At 61.4% G+C, this 16,570-nt stretch carries 11 protein-coding genes, 1 tRNA gene and 1 other RNA gene; 10 read left to right on the top strand and 3 right to left on the bottom strand.

Annotated features, from left to right (window positions below):
* On the top strand, positions 1–69 hold a 69-nt coding region (locus ACTM86_RS08475), incomplete at its 5' end, for an IS3 family transposase (RefSeq protein WP_441017134.1).
* Positions 70–581: 512 nt separating this feature from the next.
* Here the strand turns inward: ACTM86_RS08475 and ACTM86_RS08470 are convergent.
* Positions 582–1,133 (bottom strand): LemA family protein, encoded by a 552-nt coding sequence (locus ACTM86_RS08470; RefSeq protein ID WP_427719860.1) that lies wholly within the window; start codon positions 1,131–1,133, stop codon positions 582–584.
* A 211-nt stretch (positions 1,134–1,344) separates the two neighbouring features.
* Between ACTM86_RS08470 and ACTM86_RS08465 the strand changes: the two genes are divergently transcribed.
* Positions 1,345–1,929 (top strand): TetR/AcrR family transcriptional regulator, encoded by a 585-nt coding sequence (locus ACTM86_RS08465; RefSeq protein ID WP_441017081.1) that lies wholly within the window; start codon positions 1,345–1,347, stop codon positions 1,927–1,929.
* A gap of 2 nt (positions 1,930–1,931) precedes the next feature.
* On the opposite strand, the gene ACTM86_RS08460 is transcribed toward ACTM86_RS08465, so the two are convergent.
* Positions 1,932–2,021, bottom strand: a tRNA-Ser gene (locus ACTM86_RS08460).
* Between the two features lie 51 nt (positions 2,022–2,072).
* Here ACTM86_RS08460 and tadA point away from each other — a divergent pair.
* The 5 genes from tadA to bilS all read left to right on the top strand — a co-directional run bounded on the left by tadA (position 2,073) and on the right by bilS (position 8,875).
* Positions 2,073–3,854 (top strand): tRNA adenosine(34) deaminase TadA, encoded by a 1,782-nt coding sequence (gene tadA / locus ACTM86_RS08455; RefSeq protein ID WP_441017084.1) that lies wholly within the window; start codon positions 2,073–2,075, stop codon positions 3,852–3,854.
* A 176-nt stretch (positions 3,855–4,030) separates the two neighbouring features.
* An RNA gene (ffs, locus tag ACTM86_RS08450) (signal recognition particle sRNA small type) lies at positions 4,031–4,126 on the top strand.
* 342 nt (positions 4,127–4,468) lie between these two features.
* A complete protein-coding gene (locus ACTM86_RS08445) occupies positions 4,469–6,352 on the top strand; it encodes an ABC transporter ATP-binding protein (protein ID WP_441017087.1) in 1,884 nt (627 codons plus the stop codon).
* Positions 6,353–8,212 carry an ABC transporter ATP-binding protein gene (locus tag ACTM86_RS08440; protein ID WP_441017090.1) on the top strand — a complete coding sequence of 620 codons (1,860 nt, stop codon included), beginning with the start codon at positions 6,353–6,355 and terminating at the stop codon, positions 8,210–8,212.
* A 111-nt stretch (positions 8,213–8,323) separates the two neighbouring features.
* Complete coding sequence (gene bilS / locus ACTM86_RS08435) at positions 8,324–8,875, top strand: flavodoxin family protein BilS (protein WP_441017093.1); 552 nt, start codon at positions 8,324–8,326, stop codon at positions 8,873–8,875.
* A 312-nt stretch (positions 8,876–9,187) separates the two neighbouring features.
* Here bilS and ACTM86_RS08430 read toward each other — a convergent pair whose 3' ends face one another.
* Complete coding sequence (locus tag ACTM86_RS08430; RefSeq protein WP_441017096.1) at positions 9,188–11,488, bottom strand: LTA synthase family protein; 2,301 nt, start codon at positions 11,486–11,488, stop codon at positions 9,188–9,190.
* Positions 11,489–11,701: 213 nt separating this feature from the next.
* Here ACTM86_RS08430 and ACTM86_RS08425 point away from each other — a divergent pair, with 213 nt between their 5' ends.
* From ACTM86_RS08425 to ACTM86_RS08415, 3 genes are all read left to right on the top strand, one after another.
* The gene (locus tag ACTM86_RS08425) at positions 11,702–12,571 is read left to right on the top strand and encodes a nitroreductase family protein (protein WP_441017099.1); all 870 of its coding nucleotides are present in this window, start codon (positions 11,702–11,704) and stop codon (positions 12,569–12,571) included.
* 158 nt (positions 12,572–12,729) lie between these two features.
* Complete coding sequence (locus ACTM86_RS08420; protein WP_427719648.1) at positions 12,730–14,757, top strand: KUP/HAK/KT family potassium transporter; 2,028 nt, start codon at positions 12,730–12,732, stop codon at positions 14,755–14,757.
* Positions 14,758–14,944: 187 nt separating this feature from the next.
* Complete coding sequence (locus tag ACTM86_RS08415) at positions 14,945–16,570, top strand: sensor histidine kinase (protein ID WP_441017102.1); 1,626 nt, start codon at positions 14,945–14,947, stop codon at positions 16,568–16,570.

The raw sequence follows: 16,570 nt of genomic DNA, 5'->3' as shown, positions 1-16,570 counted from the left end.
AGGAGGCGCCAGGTTAAACTGAAGGGACTGACCCCGGAGGAGTTCCGGAGACAGTCCCTTGCGGCGTAGTTCTTATTTAAGCCGTCCAGGTTTTGGGGTGCAGTTCACACTACGTGCGGCGGGGGTTCTTTCGTCCTGCGGAGTGCGCCTGGGTGTGGGCTCCATAAGGAGCTTGGCCCTAGTGACCCCGCGCAGTTCTGTAGGAAAACCGCGCACCAGGAAGAGGTGCGTGCGCGGTTTTCCGGTTGCCGCTCGCCTGGGGTGGGACGGGGCGTACATTTTTGGGAGTTTTCAGCAGCCGGGTGCGCATGCATACGGGATTTTGGGCGAAAGTCAGGCGCCGTGAGCCGCATCCTGTAGAAAATGAGTGATCCCTGAGGTGCTGAGGGCTCAGAATCAGGGTTTTCAACGCGGTTTTGTGGGCCCGTTCCTGTTCCTTTGGGCTCCAGGATGCTGAAAACTCCAAAATTTGCACGCCGCCCACTGGGGTACCTGTGGGCAAAAAGCAACCGTCCAGCCGAAGTATGCATTCGACGGGACGGTTTATGCATATACCCGATTAAGGATACGCTGCGGATCTGTTAGAACTTGACGGTCGGTGCCTGGCGGGCAGCTTCGGCGGCCTCGAAGCCCTGACGCTCCTTAAACTGGAAGATGCCGGCAAAGATAACGGCCGGGAACGTCTGGATGGCGTTGTTGTAGCTGAGCACGCAGTCGTTGTAGCTCTGGCGCGCGTAGCTCACCTTGTTCTCGGTGTCCTCGAGCGTAGCCTGGAGCTGCATAAAGTTGGTGTTCGCCTTAAGGTCGGGGTAGGCCTCGGCCACGGCAAAGAGCTGGCGCAGTGCACCGGTCAGCACGTTGTCGGCTTCCATTTTGGCCTCGGGGGTGGTGGCGCTTACGGCGGTGTTGCGCGCGTTGATCACGGCGGCGAGCGTGTCCTGCTCGTGCTTGGCGTAGCCCTTGACGGTCTCGACCAGGTTGGGGATCAGGTCGTTGCGGCGCTGCAGCTGCGTGTCGATGTTCTGCCAGGCGTTATCGATGCGATTGCGCTTGGTAACCATGTTGTTGTAGATGCCAGCGATGGCGCAGACGATCACAACGACAACAACGATACCGATGATGACGGGAAGCATGATGTCTCCGTTTCGAATGGCAGCGGCGTTTTGCGCCGGCCGTTGTTGGTATAACGTATCTAGTATACCCGCAACCTTTGGCGGTGCCGAACTTTCCGGTAAGCGTTTTGTTTCAACCAGGGAGGGGGCGCCAATATCGAACGGTTGGTACAGGTGTAAGATATGCGACAAATTACGGAATGCTGTCTACGCCTTGAGGATGGCGATACGGATGGACCTTCGCATCAAGAAAACCTATCGTGCCCTGTTCGACGCCTTTACCGAGCTTTTGGAAGAGCATCGGTTTGAGGATTTGACGGTTGCCATGCTTTGCGACCGGGCCCTGATTCGCCGCACGACGTTCTATAAGCATTTTCGCGATAAAAACGATTATTTTGCCTTCTATATCGATGAGCTTATGACGGGCTTGCCGCAAAACCAGACCGACGCAGCGGACGCGGAGCCGCTTGTGGATGTACAGGCGCTTCGCCATGAGGTCTTTGACGATGCCATGAATATGGTTCTGGCGCATGAGCAGCTCATGGATAACCTTTTGGCGAGCAGCATGTCGGGCATGCTGACCGGCATGATTTGCGACCGCATCGCGCATTCCATCCGTGAGCGCGTGATGAGATCGCTTGCCGAAGACGCCCTGGCGCCCGTTTCGCTCGAGACGACATCGGAATTTATCGCCGGTGGCATTATTCGAGTGTTCACAAATTGGTGGGAATCGGGCCACGATCTTGAGCGTCGACCCGAGATGGCCGACGTGGTCGATGCGCTGTTTGAGCGCACCATGACGCCGGTGAATCACTAAGGTGGCGGAGAGAGGGGGATTCGAACCCCCGGAACGCTCTCGCGCTCAACGGTTTTCAAGACCGCCGCATTCAACCGCTCTGCCATCTCTCCGTGAGTCGTAATGATAGCATCGTTTTGAATTTGCAACAGGGAAGGCGAACGATGACGATCACCGAAATCGACGAGAAGTTCATGCGCGAGGCGCTGGCGGAGGCGCGCGCCGCTGCGACAGTGGGCGAGGTGCCGATTGGTGCTGTGGTGGTGCGTGCGGGCGAGATTGTCGCGAGGGCGCATAATCGCCGTGAGCTCGACCAGGACCCTTCGGCACATGCCGAGTTTTTGGCCCTGTGCGCCGCCGCTCAGACGCTTGGGCGTTGGCGCCTTTCCGATTGTACAGTCTACGTGACGCTCGAACCCTGCTGCATGTGTGCGGGGCTTATGGTTAACGCGCGCGTGGGGCGTTGCGTGTATGGCGCGGCCGATGCCAAGGCGGGCGCGGTGGGCTCGCTGTATGACCTCAATGCCGATTCGCGCCTGAACCATCGGTTTAATGTGACCGCCGGCGTGCTGGCAGACGAGTGTCGCAGGGTACTGAGCAGCTATTTTGCCGGTTTGCGCGGTGTGGGTGGCGCCGCGTGCGGCTGCGGTCTAAGCCTTGAGGCGCATGCCGTCCATGCCGAGGCACTTGCGGGTGTTGGGGATCTCGCCGACGAGACACTCAACTTTGGTCCTGTGCAGCGCCGGCCCCGCCGTGTGCTGTTGGCGATCGATTCCTTTAAGGGCAGCGTTTCGAGCGCGCAGGCGGAGGCGGCCGTTGCCGAAGGCGTGTGCCAGGTGTGGCCCGATGCCGAGCTGAGCGCTTTGCCGCTGGCAGATGGTGGCGAGGGAACGCTCGATGCCGTCGCCGCGCGCGGCGGCGAGCTTGTGACCTGCGAGGTTGCAGGCCCCTTGGGCGACCGCGTGTCTGCCCGGATGCTGGTGGACGGCGAGCACGAGTCGGCTGTAGTTGAGATGGCCGAGGCGGCGGGTATTGGGTATTCGCCCTGCACGGAATCGGCGGCGTTGGCGGCTTCGACCTATGGCGTGGGCGAGCTCATGCTTCGCGCGGTCCGTGCTGGGGCAAAGACTATCTATATTGGCTTGGGCGGTAGCGCTACCAACGATGGCGGCGCCGGTATGCTGCAGGCGCTGGGCGCGCATCTTGTCGACGAGTGTGGCTGCAATATCGCCCCCGGTCTTGCGGGTCTCGAACACGTGGTGAGTATCGATTTGGCGCCAGCGCTTCGGGCGCTGAACGGCGTGCGTATCGTGGTGCTTTCCGATGTTGAGAATCCGCTCGTGGGGCGCCGAGGCGCCCTGACGGTGTTTGGCGGGCAGAAAGGCCTGCCGACGGGTGACGTCGAGGCGCTACGCGGGTACGACGGCTGGATGGTCGGCTACGGTCGTCTGCTCGATGCGGCGATTTTCGAGATGCGAGCCCAGAAGCTTCTGCGCGCGCCCGAGGGCGCACGGTCATTTGGATCGGTGCTTGGTGTGCCCGGTGCCGGTGCCGCCGGCGGCTTGGGTGCCGCGCTGCTGGCGCTCGGTGCGGAGCTGCGCTCGGGCGTGGAGACGGTGCTCGATTTGATTGGGTTTGACGAGTGCGTGCGCGATGCCGACCTGGTCATAACGGGCGAGGGCAATATGGACGAGCAATCCGCCGCCGGTAAGGCGCCGGTGGGCGTGGCCCGTCGTGCGAAGCGATATAGCAAGCCGGTGGTCTCCGTCGTGGGCGGTCGTGCCGACAACCTGGATGCGGTGTATGGACAGGGTATCGACTTGGTTCTGCCGGTCTGCCGCAGACCCATGCCCCTTGACCAAGCGCTCGACCCCCAGGAAGCCACAACCAACCTCATCTGTGCCGGCGAGGCAGCCGCTCGAGCCTACGACCTCGGCCGTATTTAAGTTTATCCAGGTAAGTCTCAATAAGTTGCGATGGAATAGTTCCTGTTTTTGGCCTTGGCCGTAAAACAGGAACTATTCCACCGCAACTCAAAAGTAGTCTTTTTGGCCCCGTCCCAAATTAGCTACCTTGCCCCATCGGGCGGGAGCGGGTAAGATATACCGAGCGCCAAGCGCGTTCGATGGGTTCGGATGACGACATGTTCCGAATCTGGTCAGGTCCGGAAGGAAGCAGCCATAAGGAGCCTCTGTCGGGCATCCGAATCCATCGAGCGCACGGGCGCTTTTTGGTGCCGCGATGCGGTCCCGGTGCCGGCGGGCTGTTTGGTAGTCGAGCGATCCCGCAGGCAAAGCCGAGGACCAGCGAGACACTAAACAGCCCGCCGGCACCGGGACCGCATCGTCCAAAAATCACCCGTAGAGGGCGCATTTATCTGAAGAATTGAATCCCGTGTCTTGCGGCGCTCGCTGGCGTTGCCAAAACATCGGCTGCTACATGCCTTGGGCGCTAGTGACCGTCGCCCTTACATCTGTAACGAGTTGCTTACGCATCTCCAGGGCTCGCCGTACTATCATGAATCAGATTGAAGAGAGATGATGATAGGGAGCGCCTTTTTATGATTGAGCTGCTCAGGCGTTTTGGTGGTAAGTTTCGCCGGTATATGGTGATTGGCCCTGCGTGTAAGTTGATCGAAGTGATCTTTGACCTACTTACGCCGCTCGTGATTGCCCAGATGATCGATAAGGGTATTGGCGCACGCGATGTCAACGCCGTCGTCCACTACGGTATGGTGCTCGCCGCCATGGCTGTGATCGGCATCTCGTTTACGCTCGTCTGCCAAAAGATGGCGGCGCTCACCTCGCAGGGCATGGGCACCGACATCCGCGGCGCACTCTACCAGCACATCAATAAGCTGAGCTATGCTGAGCTCGATCGCTTTGGTACGCCGTCGCTCATTACGCGCATCACCAACGATGTCAACCAGGTGCAGCTTGCCGTGGCGCTGGGCGTGCGCATGCTCATTCGCTGGCCCTTTTTGGCGGTGGGCTCTATGTGCGCGGCCCTTGCCATCGACCTTAAGCTCGGCGTGATCTTTTTGATTTGCACGCCCGCCATCGGCTTGGTGTTTTGGTTTGTCATGGCGCGCTGCATTCCGTACTACAAGCAGCTGCAGGCAAAGCTCGACCGCATCGCACTCATTTGCCGCGAGGGGCTTTCGGGCGCCCGCGTGGTCCGCGCCTTTGTACGCGAGGATCACGAGCGCGAGCGCTTTGCCCTAGCCGCCGATGAGCAGGCGCATGTTGCCATCGCGGTGGGCAAGCTCTCGTCGATCCTTAACCCCGTCACGTTTTTGATGATGAACCTGGGCGTGTGCGCCATCCTGTGGGTGGGCGGCATCCAGGTCAACGCGGGTGAGCTTACGCAGGGCCAGGTTATGGCGTTTGTGAACTACATGACGCAGACGCTCACCTCCATCGTGTACGTCGCCAACCTGGTCGTGGTCTTTACCAAGGCGAGCGCCAGCGCGTCGCGCATCAACGAGGTGTTCAATTGTGAGCCGAGCATCACCGACGAGGGCAACCAGCCGGTCGCGCTGCCCAAGCCGAGCGAACTGGCGGGTGGCGCTGTTCCAGTTCCCGCACTGAGCTTTGACCATGCGAGCTTTTCGTTTGGCGCGGGCGCTGCCAACGCCGTCAACGATGTGACCCTGGAGCTGCCGGCGGGCAAAACGCTCGGCATTATCGGCGGCACGGGCAGCGGCAAGTCCACACTCGTCTCGCTTATCCCACGCCTGTACGATGCGAGCGCCGGCAGCGTGAGCGTGATGGGCGCCGACGCGCGCACCTGGCCGCTCGACCAGCTGCGCCACGTGGTCGCGACCGTCCCGCAGCGCGCGTCGCTGGTGAGTGGCACCATCCGCAGCAACCTGACCTGGCGCGACGAGGCGGCAACCGACGAGGAGCTGTGGGCGGCGCTCGATATGGCGCAGGCCAGCGAGTTCGTACGCAACAAGCCGCAGGGCCTCGATGCCCCGGTCGAGGCGGGCGGCAAGAACTTTAGCGGTGGCCAGCGTCAGCGCCTGACTATCGCGCGTGCCTTAGTGGGCTCGCCGCAGGTTCTGATTATGGATGACTCCGCCTCGGCGCTCGACTTTAAGACCGACGCAGCGCTTCGCCGTGCCATTCGCGAACGAAGCGTGTGCGGTACCGCCGAGGGCGGGCTGCCGCTGACGACCATCATCGTGAGCCAGCGCGTCTCGACCGTGCGCGACGCCGACGTGATTTGCGTACTCGACCACGGCTCGGTCGCGGGCTTGGGCACGCACGATGAGCTGTATGCAAGCTGCCAGCTCTACCGCGAGATTTGCCAGTCGCAGCTTCGCCGCGAGGAGCTCGAGGGTCAGCAGGGGAGTACGGCGCCCACGCCCGCTCCAAGCCCCGCGTCCGCCCCAGGCGCCCCGACCGCCCCCGCATCCGTCTGCGCAAAGGAGGGCTGCTAAATGAATCCCTACACTTCCTCCGGTTCGGTCGCCACGATGACGGCCAACGTGTCCGGCAACGATAACCTCAGTGACTTGGGTGACGGCCCGCGTCAGCCCGGCGATCCCGAGCGCTATCCCGTGGGCGCGGTAACTCGCCGCCTGCTGGGCTATGTTCGTCCGCACCGCATTTCGTTTGTAGCGTCGTTTGTGAGTGCCGCCGCTTCGGTGATCTTGCAGCTCTACACGCCCATCCTCGTCGGCGAGGGCATCGACCTGATCGTCGCCGCCGGGCAGGTGGACTTCGACGCGCTGCTGCCGCTTGTCACCAAGCTCGGGATTGTCGTCGTAGGTGCTGCGGCTTTCCAGTGGCTGCAGGGCTACTGCGTCAACCGCCTGTCCTACGAGACGGTGCGCGACATGCGCGTGGAGGCGAGCGACAAGCTCAGCCGCATGCCGCTCAGCTTTATCGACAGCCATGCCCACGGCGACCTTATGGGCCGCGTGGTTAACGACGTCGATCAGGTGGGCGATGGCCTGCTGCAGGGCTTTACCCAGCTTTTCACCGGCGTTATCACCATCGTGGGCACGCTCGCGTTTATGCTTTCCATCAACCTGACCATGACGCTCGTGGTGGTGCTCGTCACGCCGCTTTCCATTTTTGCAGCCGGTGCTATTGCCAAGCTCTCCAACAAAAGCTTTACGGCACAGCAGCGCATCCAAGGCCAGCTCGGTGGTCATATCGAGGAGTACGTGGGCGAGCAGAAGCTTGTCGACGCCTTTGCCTATGGCTCCAACGCGCAAGCGAGCTTCGATGCCCTCAATGCCGAGCTCTACACCGCGGGCGAGCGCGCGCAGTTTATGGGTTCGCTCTCCAACCCCGGCACGCGCTTTATCAATAACATCATCTATGCCGTGGTCGCTGTGATCGGCTGCGCGGGCGTGATCACGGGCGTGCCGGCGGCGCTTACGGTGGGCGGCGTGCAGATCTTTCTGTCCTATGCTAACCAGTACACTAAGCCGTTCAACGAGGTCACCAACGTTATTACGCAGATCCAGGCGGCGTATGCCTCGGCGCGCCGCATGTTTGCGCTGCTCGATGCGCGCGAGCAGGAGCCCGACGCGTCGGACGCTATAGAGCTTGCCGCACCGCAGGGCGAGGTCGCCTTTGAGCATGTGGACTTTAGCTACGTGTCCGACCGCAAGCTGCTGCAGGATATCTGCATCGAGGCCAAGCCCGGCATGCGCTTTGCCCTGGTCGGCCCTACGGGCTGTGGCAAGACAACGCTCATCAATTTGCTGCTGCGTTTTTATGATATCGATGCCGGCCGCATTGCGGTCGATGGCCGTTCCTCGCGTGACTACACGCGCGCAAGCCTGCGCCGTGCCTTTGGCATGGTGTTGCAGGATACGTGGCTGTTCGAGGGCACGGTGGCAGATAACATCGCCTACGGCTGTCCCGATGCCACGCGCGAGCAGGTTATCGAAGCTGCCAAGCGCGCGCATGCGCACAAGTTTATCGTGCAGCTGCCGCAGGGCTACGACACGGTGATTGGCGAGGACGGCGGCACGTTTAGCCAGGGTCAAAAACAGCTGCTGTGCATCGCGCGCGTCATGCTCACCGACCCGGCGATCTTGCTGCTGGACGAGGCGACCTCGAGCATCGATACCCGCACCGAGCTGCAGGTGCAGACGGCATTCGACGAGCTCATGGCCGGTCGCACAAGCTTTGTGGTGGCGCACCGCCTGAGCACCATTCGCAACGCCGACTGCATTCTGGTGATGCGCGACGGCGAGATTATCGAGCGCGGCACACACGACGAGCTGCTGGCGGCAGACGGCTTCTATGCCGATCTTTACCGCAGCCAGTTTGCCCAGTAGGGGCCACCGATTAGCGGCAGGTGGTTTACATCTGTCACGTTGGTACTAAGATATTCATCTAATAAATTGCATTAGTGGCTTTAGTTTTGGGGGAAACGAGGCAACGTGGCTATGACGTGCTCTTTGGTGGTTAACAGCAAGAGCGGCAATACCAGGATGGTTTCGGGCGCGATCAAGCGCGCTCTGCAGGCTGCGGGTGTTGAGTTTGTCCATGCCGCGGCGTTGAGCGACGATGCGGATGCAGATCAGGTTGCGCTCGAGGCGCAGGGCGCCTGCGCGGCCGACACGGTGCTCGTCGGTTTTTGGTGTGACAAGGGCGCGTGCACGCCTTCGGTCGCGGCGTTGCTCTCCACCTTGCACGGCAAGCGCGTCTTTTTGTTTGGCACCTGCGGTTTTGGCGCCGACCAGAGCTATTATCAGCAGATTATCGATCGCGTGACCTCCAATTTGGCCAATGATGCCGAGCTTGTAGGTTGGGCGATGTGCCAGGGCAAGATGGGCCCTTCGGTCAAGCAGCGCTACGAGGCCATGCTCGAGCAAGATCCCGACAACGCCCGCGCTAAGATGCTGCTCGACAACTGGGTTGCCGCGAAGGACCATCCGACCAAGGAAGATCTGGACAACATGGCGGCAGCCGCCAAGAAGGCCGTGCTGGGCGAGTAGGTCTATCGCTGCCGCGCGTGCGAAATAATACAGAAGCGTAAGCCTCGAGATCCTCGAGGCTTTTTCTTGACACTCGTGGGCGTAACCGTGGCAAGCGTGTGGCGAGCGCAGTTTCTCTTCAGCCCACTCAACCCGCAACGGGTGAGGGGCGACGGCAGGCGGAGGTACGGGAAAGGTCTGTCGCGAGTTCCGCACGCAAAGGGGGCCACTTAATGTGGCCCCCGTCTTGCGCAGGACTGTTTGAGCAGCAGACCTTTCCCGTACCTCCGCCTGCCGTCGATTCGGGCCCCCGACCCCGTTACTTGATCCCCGCTACTTGATCTTGGTCGTACCCGGCGCCAGGTTGGGGTCGGTCTCGTTGGCCTCGGTCTGGAGGTGTTCGGTGTACACGTTCTTGCCGTCGCGGAACATCTCGTAGTACTGCATCTTGGCGTAATCCTCGCGCGCCTTGGTGGCCGCCGCGGCGACGGCGTCTTCGCCGGTGACGTTGGAGGAGAGCGCCCAGCGCAGGCTAGCGTCCTCGTAGCCCACCGAGTTGATGGCGGGCAGCGACTTGCGCAGCGTCATGTGCGCTTTCTGGTAGTCGGTCAGTGGTGCGCCGATCAGCTGCATCAGCTGGGTGGACAGGTAGTTGATGGACAGGTCGTCGACCTCGCTCGTCTGGTCGCAGCCGGCAACGTCGTAGTTGGCCCAGATGATGTAGTCGGTCTGCCACAGGCGCTCCTGATGCGTAGCGTCGTCTTCGCCGGTAAACCACTTGTCGTTGAACTTGGACGGGAAGAACGGCTGATGGTCGCCCCAGAACACCACGACCACCTTGCGGTCGAGATTGCGCAGGGCATTGAGGAAGTAGCGCAGCGCCTGGTCGGACTGCTCGATGCACGAGACGTACTCGTCGACATCGGAGAGTGTGCCGTCCTCGATGGTCTTGGCGTCCAGATCGGTCGTGTCGATGTTCAGGTGCATCTGCTTATCTGCCGGCAGCAGGCCCGTATCGTAGCCCGAGTGGTTCTGCATGGTCACGTCAAAGATGAACTGCGGGTCGGCGTTCTGGTTGAGCAGCTCAAGGATTTTGTCGTAGGTTGCCTGGTCGGTCACCATGCCGCGCAAGGTGTCGGCTCCCTGGAAGTCGTTGATAGACAGGAACTGGTCAAAGCCAAAGTCCTTGTAGACGTTCTCACGGTTCCAGTTGGTTGCGTGGTTGGGGTGCATGGCCGTTGTGGAATATCCGAGCGACTTGAACTGCTCTGCCAGGTTCCCGGTCGTTTCCATGTTGTAGATGGTGTAGGGGTACACGCCCGAGCCCAGGTTGGCCATGGAGTTGCCGGTCATAAACTCAAACTCGGTATTGGCGGTGCCGCCGCCGTAGGCGCTCACGTAGAGCTTGCCGCGGCTGAGGCAGTCGGACAGGTTCTTAAAGTACTGCGGGCCCTCGTAGCCGGCGTGCATCTCCTGATAGATCGAAAGATCCGAGAAGGTCTCGTTCATAATGGCGATGACCGTGGGCTTCTCGCTATCGAACTGCTCTTGGGCGGCGGTACGGGCGTCGCTTGTGGCGGCATCGGACTTGTCATAGGCCTTGGCATACTTTTTGAGAGTTGCCTTGGCGTCGTCGGCGGAGTAGTTGGCGGGTTTGGGCGGCTTGATGGACTGTGCCGCACTAATAAAGGCAGGCAGATAACCCTCGCGCCAGTAGCTCTCGAGCGGGCGCCAGGTGTAGACGGTGATGCCGAGGGTGTTGTAGTAGTCGATAAGCGTGACATGCGCGGTCACGCCGCCCAGGCACAGCGCCGCCACGAGCAGGTTGGTGAGCAGCATGCGCTTGGCGTTGGCGGCACCCTTCTGACGGTGCGGTGCTACCAGGCCGGCGTACTCGCATAGCAGCATGGCGATGGCGGTAAAGCCCATGGACAACACGCAGAACAGCGAGATCGAGTAGGTGTAGCCGTTGCCGGCGACCGCGGCGGCGGTGGAGATGGCCGAAAGGTCGCCCGGCTGGATGGGCATGGATTTAAACGTGATGACGAAGAACTCGGCAATGCCCAGGATAAAGAGGGCGAAGGCCAGGACGGCGGGAGCTGCGCCGCGGCGCTGGAACAGGAAGAACAGGCCGACCATGAGCGTGGTGATGATGGCCCACTCGAGCAGTATGCACAGGGGGTAGACCCAGGTAAAGTCGTGGTTGGACGAGACCTCCATGCCCAGCAGCGCAAAGACGCCGGCGAGCAGCAGGCACAGCACGGCGGCGACGAGCGGTTTGCCCACAAAGGCGCCGCGCGGACGGGCGAGCTTGCCGGTGGGGGCGGGGGCGTCGGGCGCGGCGAACGCAAAGACGCGCGGGGCGATGCGGTCGCGTGCGATGCTGGCCCAGGCGCAGCCGGTGAGGATGGCATTGGTCAGAACGAGCATTACAAAGGCGAGCGGCTCGTTTTGGGCGACGAGGCCCATGGCGCCCCAAATGGTCAAAAAGACCTGGAACAGACCGAAGGCGACGCTCCAGGCAAGAGCGCCCTTGGCAACGGTGCCCGACTGCGCGCGAATGGCCTTGGCCTCGCGCAAGACAAGGAAGACGGTCGCCGCAAGACCGACGAGCGAGATGGCGGCTGCGAACATGCTGAGACTCCTCACAAACTTAAAACTACGAAAGCGGGGGTTTACCCGATTGTTACCAAGATATGCGCTGCGATTGGTGGCTGCGCACAACAACCAGCCATATTAGCGCGCATGTGTGGCGGTGTGGCGCAATGTAGTGGCGACCTGCGCGATAATGGACGGGAATTACACGGAAACGTAAAGGCTTCTTAAAGAAATGGCGAGGTTAAGGCGATGAACGAGCAGGTTTGTATGACGAGTGCGGGCGACGTGGGCGCTGGCATGGGCGCGGGCGGCTATCCGGTCGAGACCACGGGCAACGCGGTGCTGGACATTTTGGAGCACCGTTCGTCCACGCGCGCTTTTGCGCGCGATGACAACGACCGTCCCGTAGCGGTGACCGACGAGCAGCGGGCGGCGATTCTGCATGCGGCGAGCCGCGCGCCGTCGGCAGGCGCCATGATGATGTATTCCATCGTGAGTATCCGCGAGCAGACAACGCTCGATCGCCTGGCCGACCTGTGCGACCACCAGCCCATGATCGCCAAGGCGCCCTGGGCACTTATATTTGTGGTCGACTATGCCAAGTGGATCGATCTGTTTGAGCACGTGGGTTGCTTTGAGCCCGAGTTTGTCGAGCGCACGGGCAAGGCGCCCCGCCGCGCGCCGGGTTTAGGCGACTTTGCCATCGCGGCACAGGATGCCGTGATCGCTGCCCAAAACGCCGTGATCGCCGCCGAGGCCCTGGGGCTGGGGAGCTGCTATATCGGCGATGTCGTCGAGAACGCCGAGGAAGTTGCTGCGCTGCTGGACTTGCCGCCCTATACCATGCCGCTGTCGATGCTCATCATCGGCACGCCCCGCAAGGAGCGCCCGGCGATTGCGCATCCCGTGGTGAACCTGGTGCACGAGGAGCGCTATCGCCGCGCCGATGCCGCGACCATGGATGCGCAGGTGGCCGAGATGGACGCGATGTTCCGTCCGCATGCCCGCGAGGTGGGGGAGCGCGTCGTGGATATCTACACCCGCAAGCACACGAGCCCCTTTATGGCCGAGATGAGCCGATCCATGGAGTGGTGGTTCAAAAACTGGCTCGGAAAATGACGAATGTGACAAAGGGACAGTCCCTTTGTCACATTCCATATCGCCGCGGTGGCCTAAAGGCCGTATAAATGTTTATCTAGCTGGGAAAACAGTGCATTAAAACATGGGACGATTATCTATAATCCCCTCGAACGTTAAAGTTGGGAGGAAACCGGCTTATGGAACAAAAGGCCAAGGAGGCAGCCTCGCACGCTGCGATTCCTGTGAGCATCTCGGCGATGCTCGTCACGCTGGGCGTGGTGTATGGCGATATCGGCACCAGCCCCATGTATGTAACCAAGGCGCTCGTTGCCGGCAACGGCGGCATCGGAAGCGTCACGGAGGAGTTCGTGCTCGGCGCGCTCTCGCTCGTCGTGTGGACGGTCACGCTGCTGACGACCGTCAAGTACGTGCTCATCTCGCTGCGCGCCGACAACCATGGCGAGGGCGGTATCTTTGCTCTGTACAGCTTGGTTAAGCGCTGCGGCAAATGGCTCATCATCCCCGCCATGCTGGGCGGCGCGGCACTGCTCGCCGATGGCATCCTCACGCCTGCCGTTACCGTGACTACGGCTATCGAAGGCCTGCGCACCATTCCGGCAGTCCATGCCGTGCTGGGCGACGATCAGGCCCGCGTCGTGGCCATCACGCTTGCCATCATCATTGCGCTCTTCTTGGTGCAGCGCATCGGCACGGCCAAGATCGGCCACGCCTTTGGCCCCATCATGACGCTGTGGTTCCTGTTCCTGGGCGGCACGGGTCTGTTCTTTGTCTTCCAGCACCCCGCCGTGCTGCTGTGCCTCAACCCGGTGCGCGGCATCGCCTTTTTGTTGAGCCCCAACAACCATGCGGGCATCATGATTCTGGGCAGCTGCTTCCTCGCCACCACCGGTGCCGAGGCGCTCTACTCCGACATGGGCCACGTGGGCCGTGGCAACATCTACGCAACCTGGCCGTTCGTTAAGTGCTGCTTGCTGCTGTCCTACATGGGCCAGGGCGCGTGGCTTATCAACAACGCCGGCAACCCGGAGCTCATGGGTATCGCCGACCTCAACCCCTTCTACCAGATGCTCACCCCGGGCCTGCGGCCCTTTGCCGTCGGCCTTTCCACCGTCGCGGCCATCATTGCCTCGCAGGCGCTCATCACCGGCGCTTTCTCGTTGGTGTCCGAGGCCAGCCGCCTGGACCTCATGCCGCACATGCAGGTCTTCTACCCTGCCGAGACCAAGGGCCAGCTCTATATTCCCATGGTCAACAACGTCATGCTTGTGGGCTGCGTCATCGTGGTGCTGCTGTTCCAGAGCTCGGCGCACATGGAGGCCGCCTACGGCTTGGCGATCACCCTGACCATGATGTGCACGACGCTGCTGCTCTTCTTCTACTTGCATGTTGATCGCGGCCTTAAGGTCGTCCCGTATATCTTCGTTGTGTTCTTCCTTATGCTCGAGGGCTTCTTCTTTGTGAGTTCGCTCACCAAATTTTTCCACGGTGGCTATTTCACTATTCTTATGGCCATGCTCATCATGGGCGTTATGCTGTGCTGGTACAACGGCACGGCGGTCGAGCGGCGTCAGTTTACGCTGCTGCCGCTGCGCAGCTATCTGCCGCAGCTCAAGCGCCTGCGCGACGACGATCGCTATGAGCTTATGAGCGACAACATCGTGTACCTGACCAAGGACACCAATACCGACTACATCGACCGCGATATCGTCTACTCGATTCTGGACAAGCATCCCAAGCGCGCCCGCGCCTGGTGGTTCGTGAACGTCGAGACCATGGACGAACCGCATACCTTTGCCTATTCGGTCGAGACGTTTGGCACCGACTATGTTTTCCGCGTGCATCTGTACCTGGGCTACAAGGTTAACCAGCGCGTGAACGCCTACCTGCGCCAGGTTGTTCAGGATCTGGCCGCCACTGGCGAGCTGCCGCCGCAGATGCATGACTACTCGGTCTACAAGGATCCGGGCAACATCGGCACGTTTAAGTTCGTCATGATCCGCAAGCTCCTGGCGCCCGAGAGTGACGTGGAGCCGAGCGAGCGCACGGCCATCACGCTCAAGTACATCATCCGTCGCTTTGCCGGTACGCCGGCGCGCTGGTATGGCCTGGAGAACTCTAACGTGAGCTTTGAGTATGTGCCGCTGTTCACCAAGTTCAAGGCTGTGAACAAGATGCAGCGCTTGGCCCCCAACGAGCGCCCGTAGTCGCCGACAGGTTGCATGGAGTTGGCCTTCGATGGACAGGAGTGTGCGCCCTGCTCGCGCACGTGCTGTTTGTCTAACGACCGCAGGCTGCAAAGGCTATACACTTGGAACCACCACAAGGGAAACCGCCACAAAGGTGCTGTCCCTCTGTGGTGGTTTTTGTTTTTAAGAGAGGGGCGGGGTGCCGATGGACGTCCGTGCGGACGGCGATATTGCCGATAGCTTTTGGTGGCGGCGCACAACGCTGACACGTCGCAGCCCTCTGTATGACGCCTGCGTATCGGCGGGGCTGCTGGTCGCGGCGACGATTGTGGGTGCGCTGCTCGACCATCCTGGTCTCGCGCCGAGCATCATGATCGTCTATGTGTTCGCCGTGCAGCTGTGCGCATTCTTTACCTGGAGCCGTCTGTATTGCTTGCTGAGCTCGGCTGCCGCCGTAGCGCTCTACAACTTCTTGTTTGTCGACCCGCGCTGCTCGCTATCGTTTATCGACCGCGTCTATCCCGGCATGTTCTTCATCATGTTTGTGGTCTCGCTTGTGTCGAGCTCGATTGCGTTGGCCCTGCGCCGCGCCTTGGCACAGGCTGCCGCCAGCGACCGTCGCACGCATATGGTGCTCGAGACCAACCGCATGCTGCAGCGGTGTTCCGATCAGCAGCAGATTGTGCATGCCATGGCAACGCAGCTGGCGCGTCTTTCGGGCTGTCCGGTCGTGTGGTACAGCGCCGACGCCGACGATGATGACTTGCTGCCGCGTGCGACGTACACGGCCGTGGGTGACGCCGCGCCGGTGCACCAGCTGACGCCCCAGATGCCGCCGCGGCTCTCGGCGTCCGCCTATGTGGGAACGCCGCTCGATGCCACCTATGGCAGCTCGGCGTTTTATGGCATCTACCTGACGGTTTGCACGGGCGACGGCTTCGTGCGCTCGGGCGACCCCACCTCGGTGGTAGGCGTGCTGGCTATCGTTGCCGAGCCCGACGTGCTGACGCACGAGGAACGGACACTTGCCGACGCCATCGTGAGCGAAGGCGAGCTGGCACTCGATCGCGCCCGCGCCATGGAGGCCCGCGAGGAGGCGGCGGTGCTCGCCAAAAACGAACAGCTTCGCGCCAATCTGCTGCGCTCCATCTCGCACGATCTGCGCACGCCGCTTACCAGCATTTCGGGCAATGCCGACGTGCTACTCGACCAGGGTTCGACCGGCACGGCTGTGCTCGATAGCCAGACGCGCCGCGGCATGCTCCTTTCCATTCGTTCGGATGCGCAATGGCTCAACGCCACCGTCGAGAATTTGCTCGCCATCACAAAGCTCGAGGGCGGCGGCATGCATCTGTCGACCACGCTCGAGCTCATGGACGATATCGTCGAGGAGGCGCTGCGCCACGTGAACCCGGCCGTACGCGAGCACGATCTTAAGGTGGTGCCGTGCGACGAGCCGGCGCTCGTCAACGTCGATGCGCGCCTGATGGTGCAGCTGGTGGTGAACCTGGTGAACAACGCTATTGCCTATACGCCGTCGGGCTCGCATATCGTGATCTCGATTATGGCGAACGATGGACAGGTGGCATGTTCCGTCGCCGATGACGGTCCCGGTATTGCGCCCGAGGAGCAGGGCCGGATCTTTGAATCGTTCTACACTGTCAACCATGGCTTGGCTGATAGCCATCGCAGCGTGGGCTTGGGACTTTCGCTCTGTCGATCCATTATGTTGGCGCATGGCGGTAGCATAGAGGTTGCCGCGGCGGACCCGCACGGCTCGGTCTTTACGATTGGGCTTCCCGCCGCCGACGTTTCGTTTGATAAGGAGTAA

The organism is Collinsella sp. HCP3S3_E11 (assembly GCF_052067375.1).
Classification (GTDB): domain Bacteria; phylum Actinomycetota; class Coriobacteriia; order Coriobacteriales; family Coriobacteriaceae; genus Collinsella.
Note: the sequence above shows the minus strand (reverse complement) of the source record. Positions and strands in the feature narration are given on the sequence as shown.

Excerpts from the sequence above, each read along its gene's own strand:
- ACTM86_RS08470 (WP_427719860.1), bottom strand. The coding sequence starts at position 1,133 with ATGCTTCCCGTCATCATCGGTATCGTTGTTGTCGTTGTGATCGTCTGC.
- ACTM86_RS08465 (WP_441017081.1), top strand. The coding sequence starts at position 1,345 with ATGGACCTTCGCATCAAGAAAACCTATCGTGCCCTGTTCGACGCCTTT.
- tadA (WP_441017084.1), top strand. The coding sequence starts at position 2,073 with ATGACGATCACCGAAATCGACGAGAAGTTCATGCGCGAGGCGCTGGCG.
- ACTM86_RS08445 (WP_441017087.1), top strand. The coding sequence starts at position 4,469 with ATGATTGAGCTGCTCAGGCGTTTTGGTGGTAAGTTTCGCCGGTATATG.
- ACTM86_RS08440 (WP_441017090.1), top strand. The coding sequence starts at position 6,353 with ATGAATCCCTACACTTCCTCCGGTTCGGTCGCCACGATGACGGCCAAC.
- bilS (WP_441017093.1), top strand. The coding sequence starts at position 8,324 with ATGACGTGCTCTTTGGTGGTTAACAGCAAGAGCGGCAATACCAGGATG.
- ACTM86_RS08430 (WP_441017096.1), bottom strand. The coding sequence starts at position 11,488 with ATGTTCGCAGCCGCCATCTCGCTCGTCGGTCTTGCGGCGACCGTCTTC.
- ACTM86_RS08425 (WP_441017099.1), top strand. The coding sequence starts at position 11,702 with ATGAACGAGCAGGTTTGTATGACGAGTGCGGGCGACGTGGGCGCTGGC.
- ACTM86_RS08420 (WP_427719648.1), top strand. The coding sequence starts at position 12,730 with ATGGAACAAAAGGCCAAGGAGGCAGCCTCGCACGCTGCGATTCCTGTG.
- ACTM86_RS08415 (WP_441017102.1), top strand. The coding sequence starts at position 14,945 with ATGGACGTCCGTGCGGACGGCGATATTGCCGATAGCTTTTGGTGGCGG.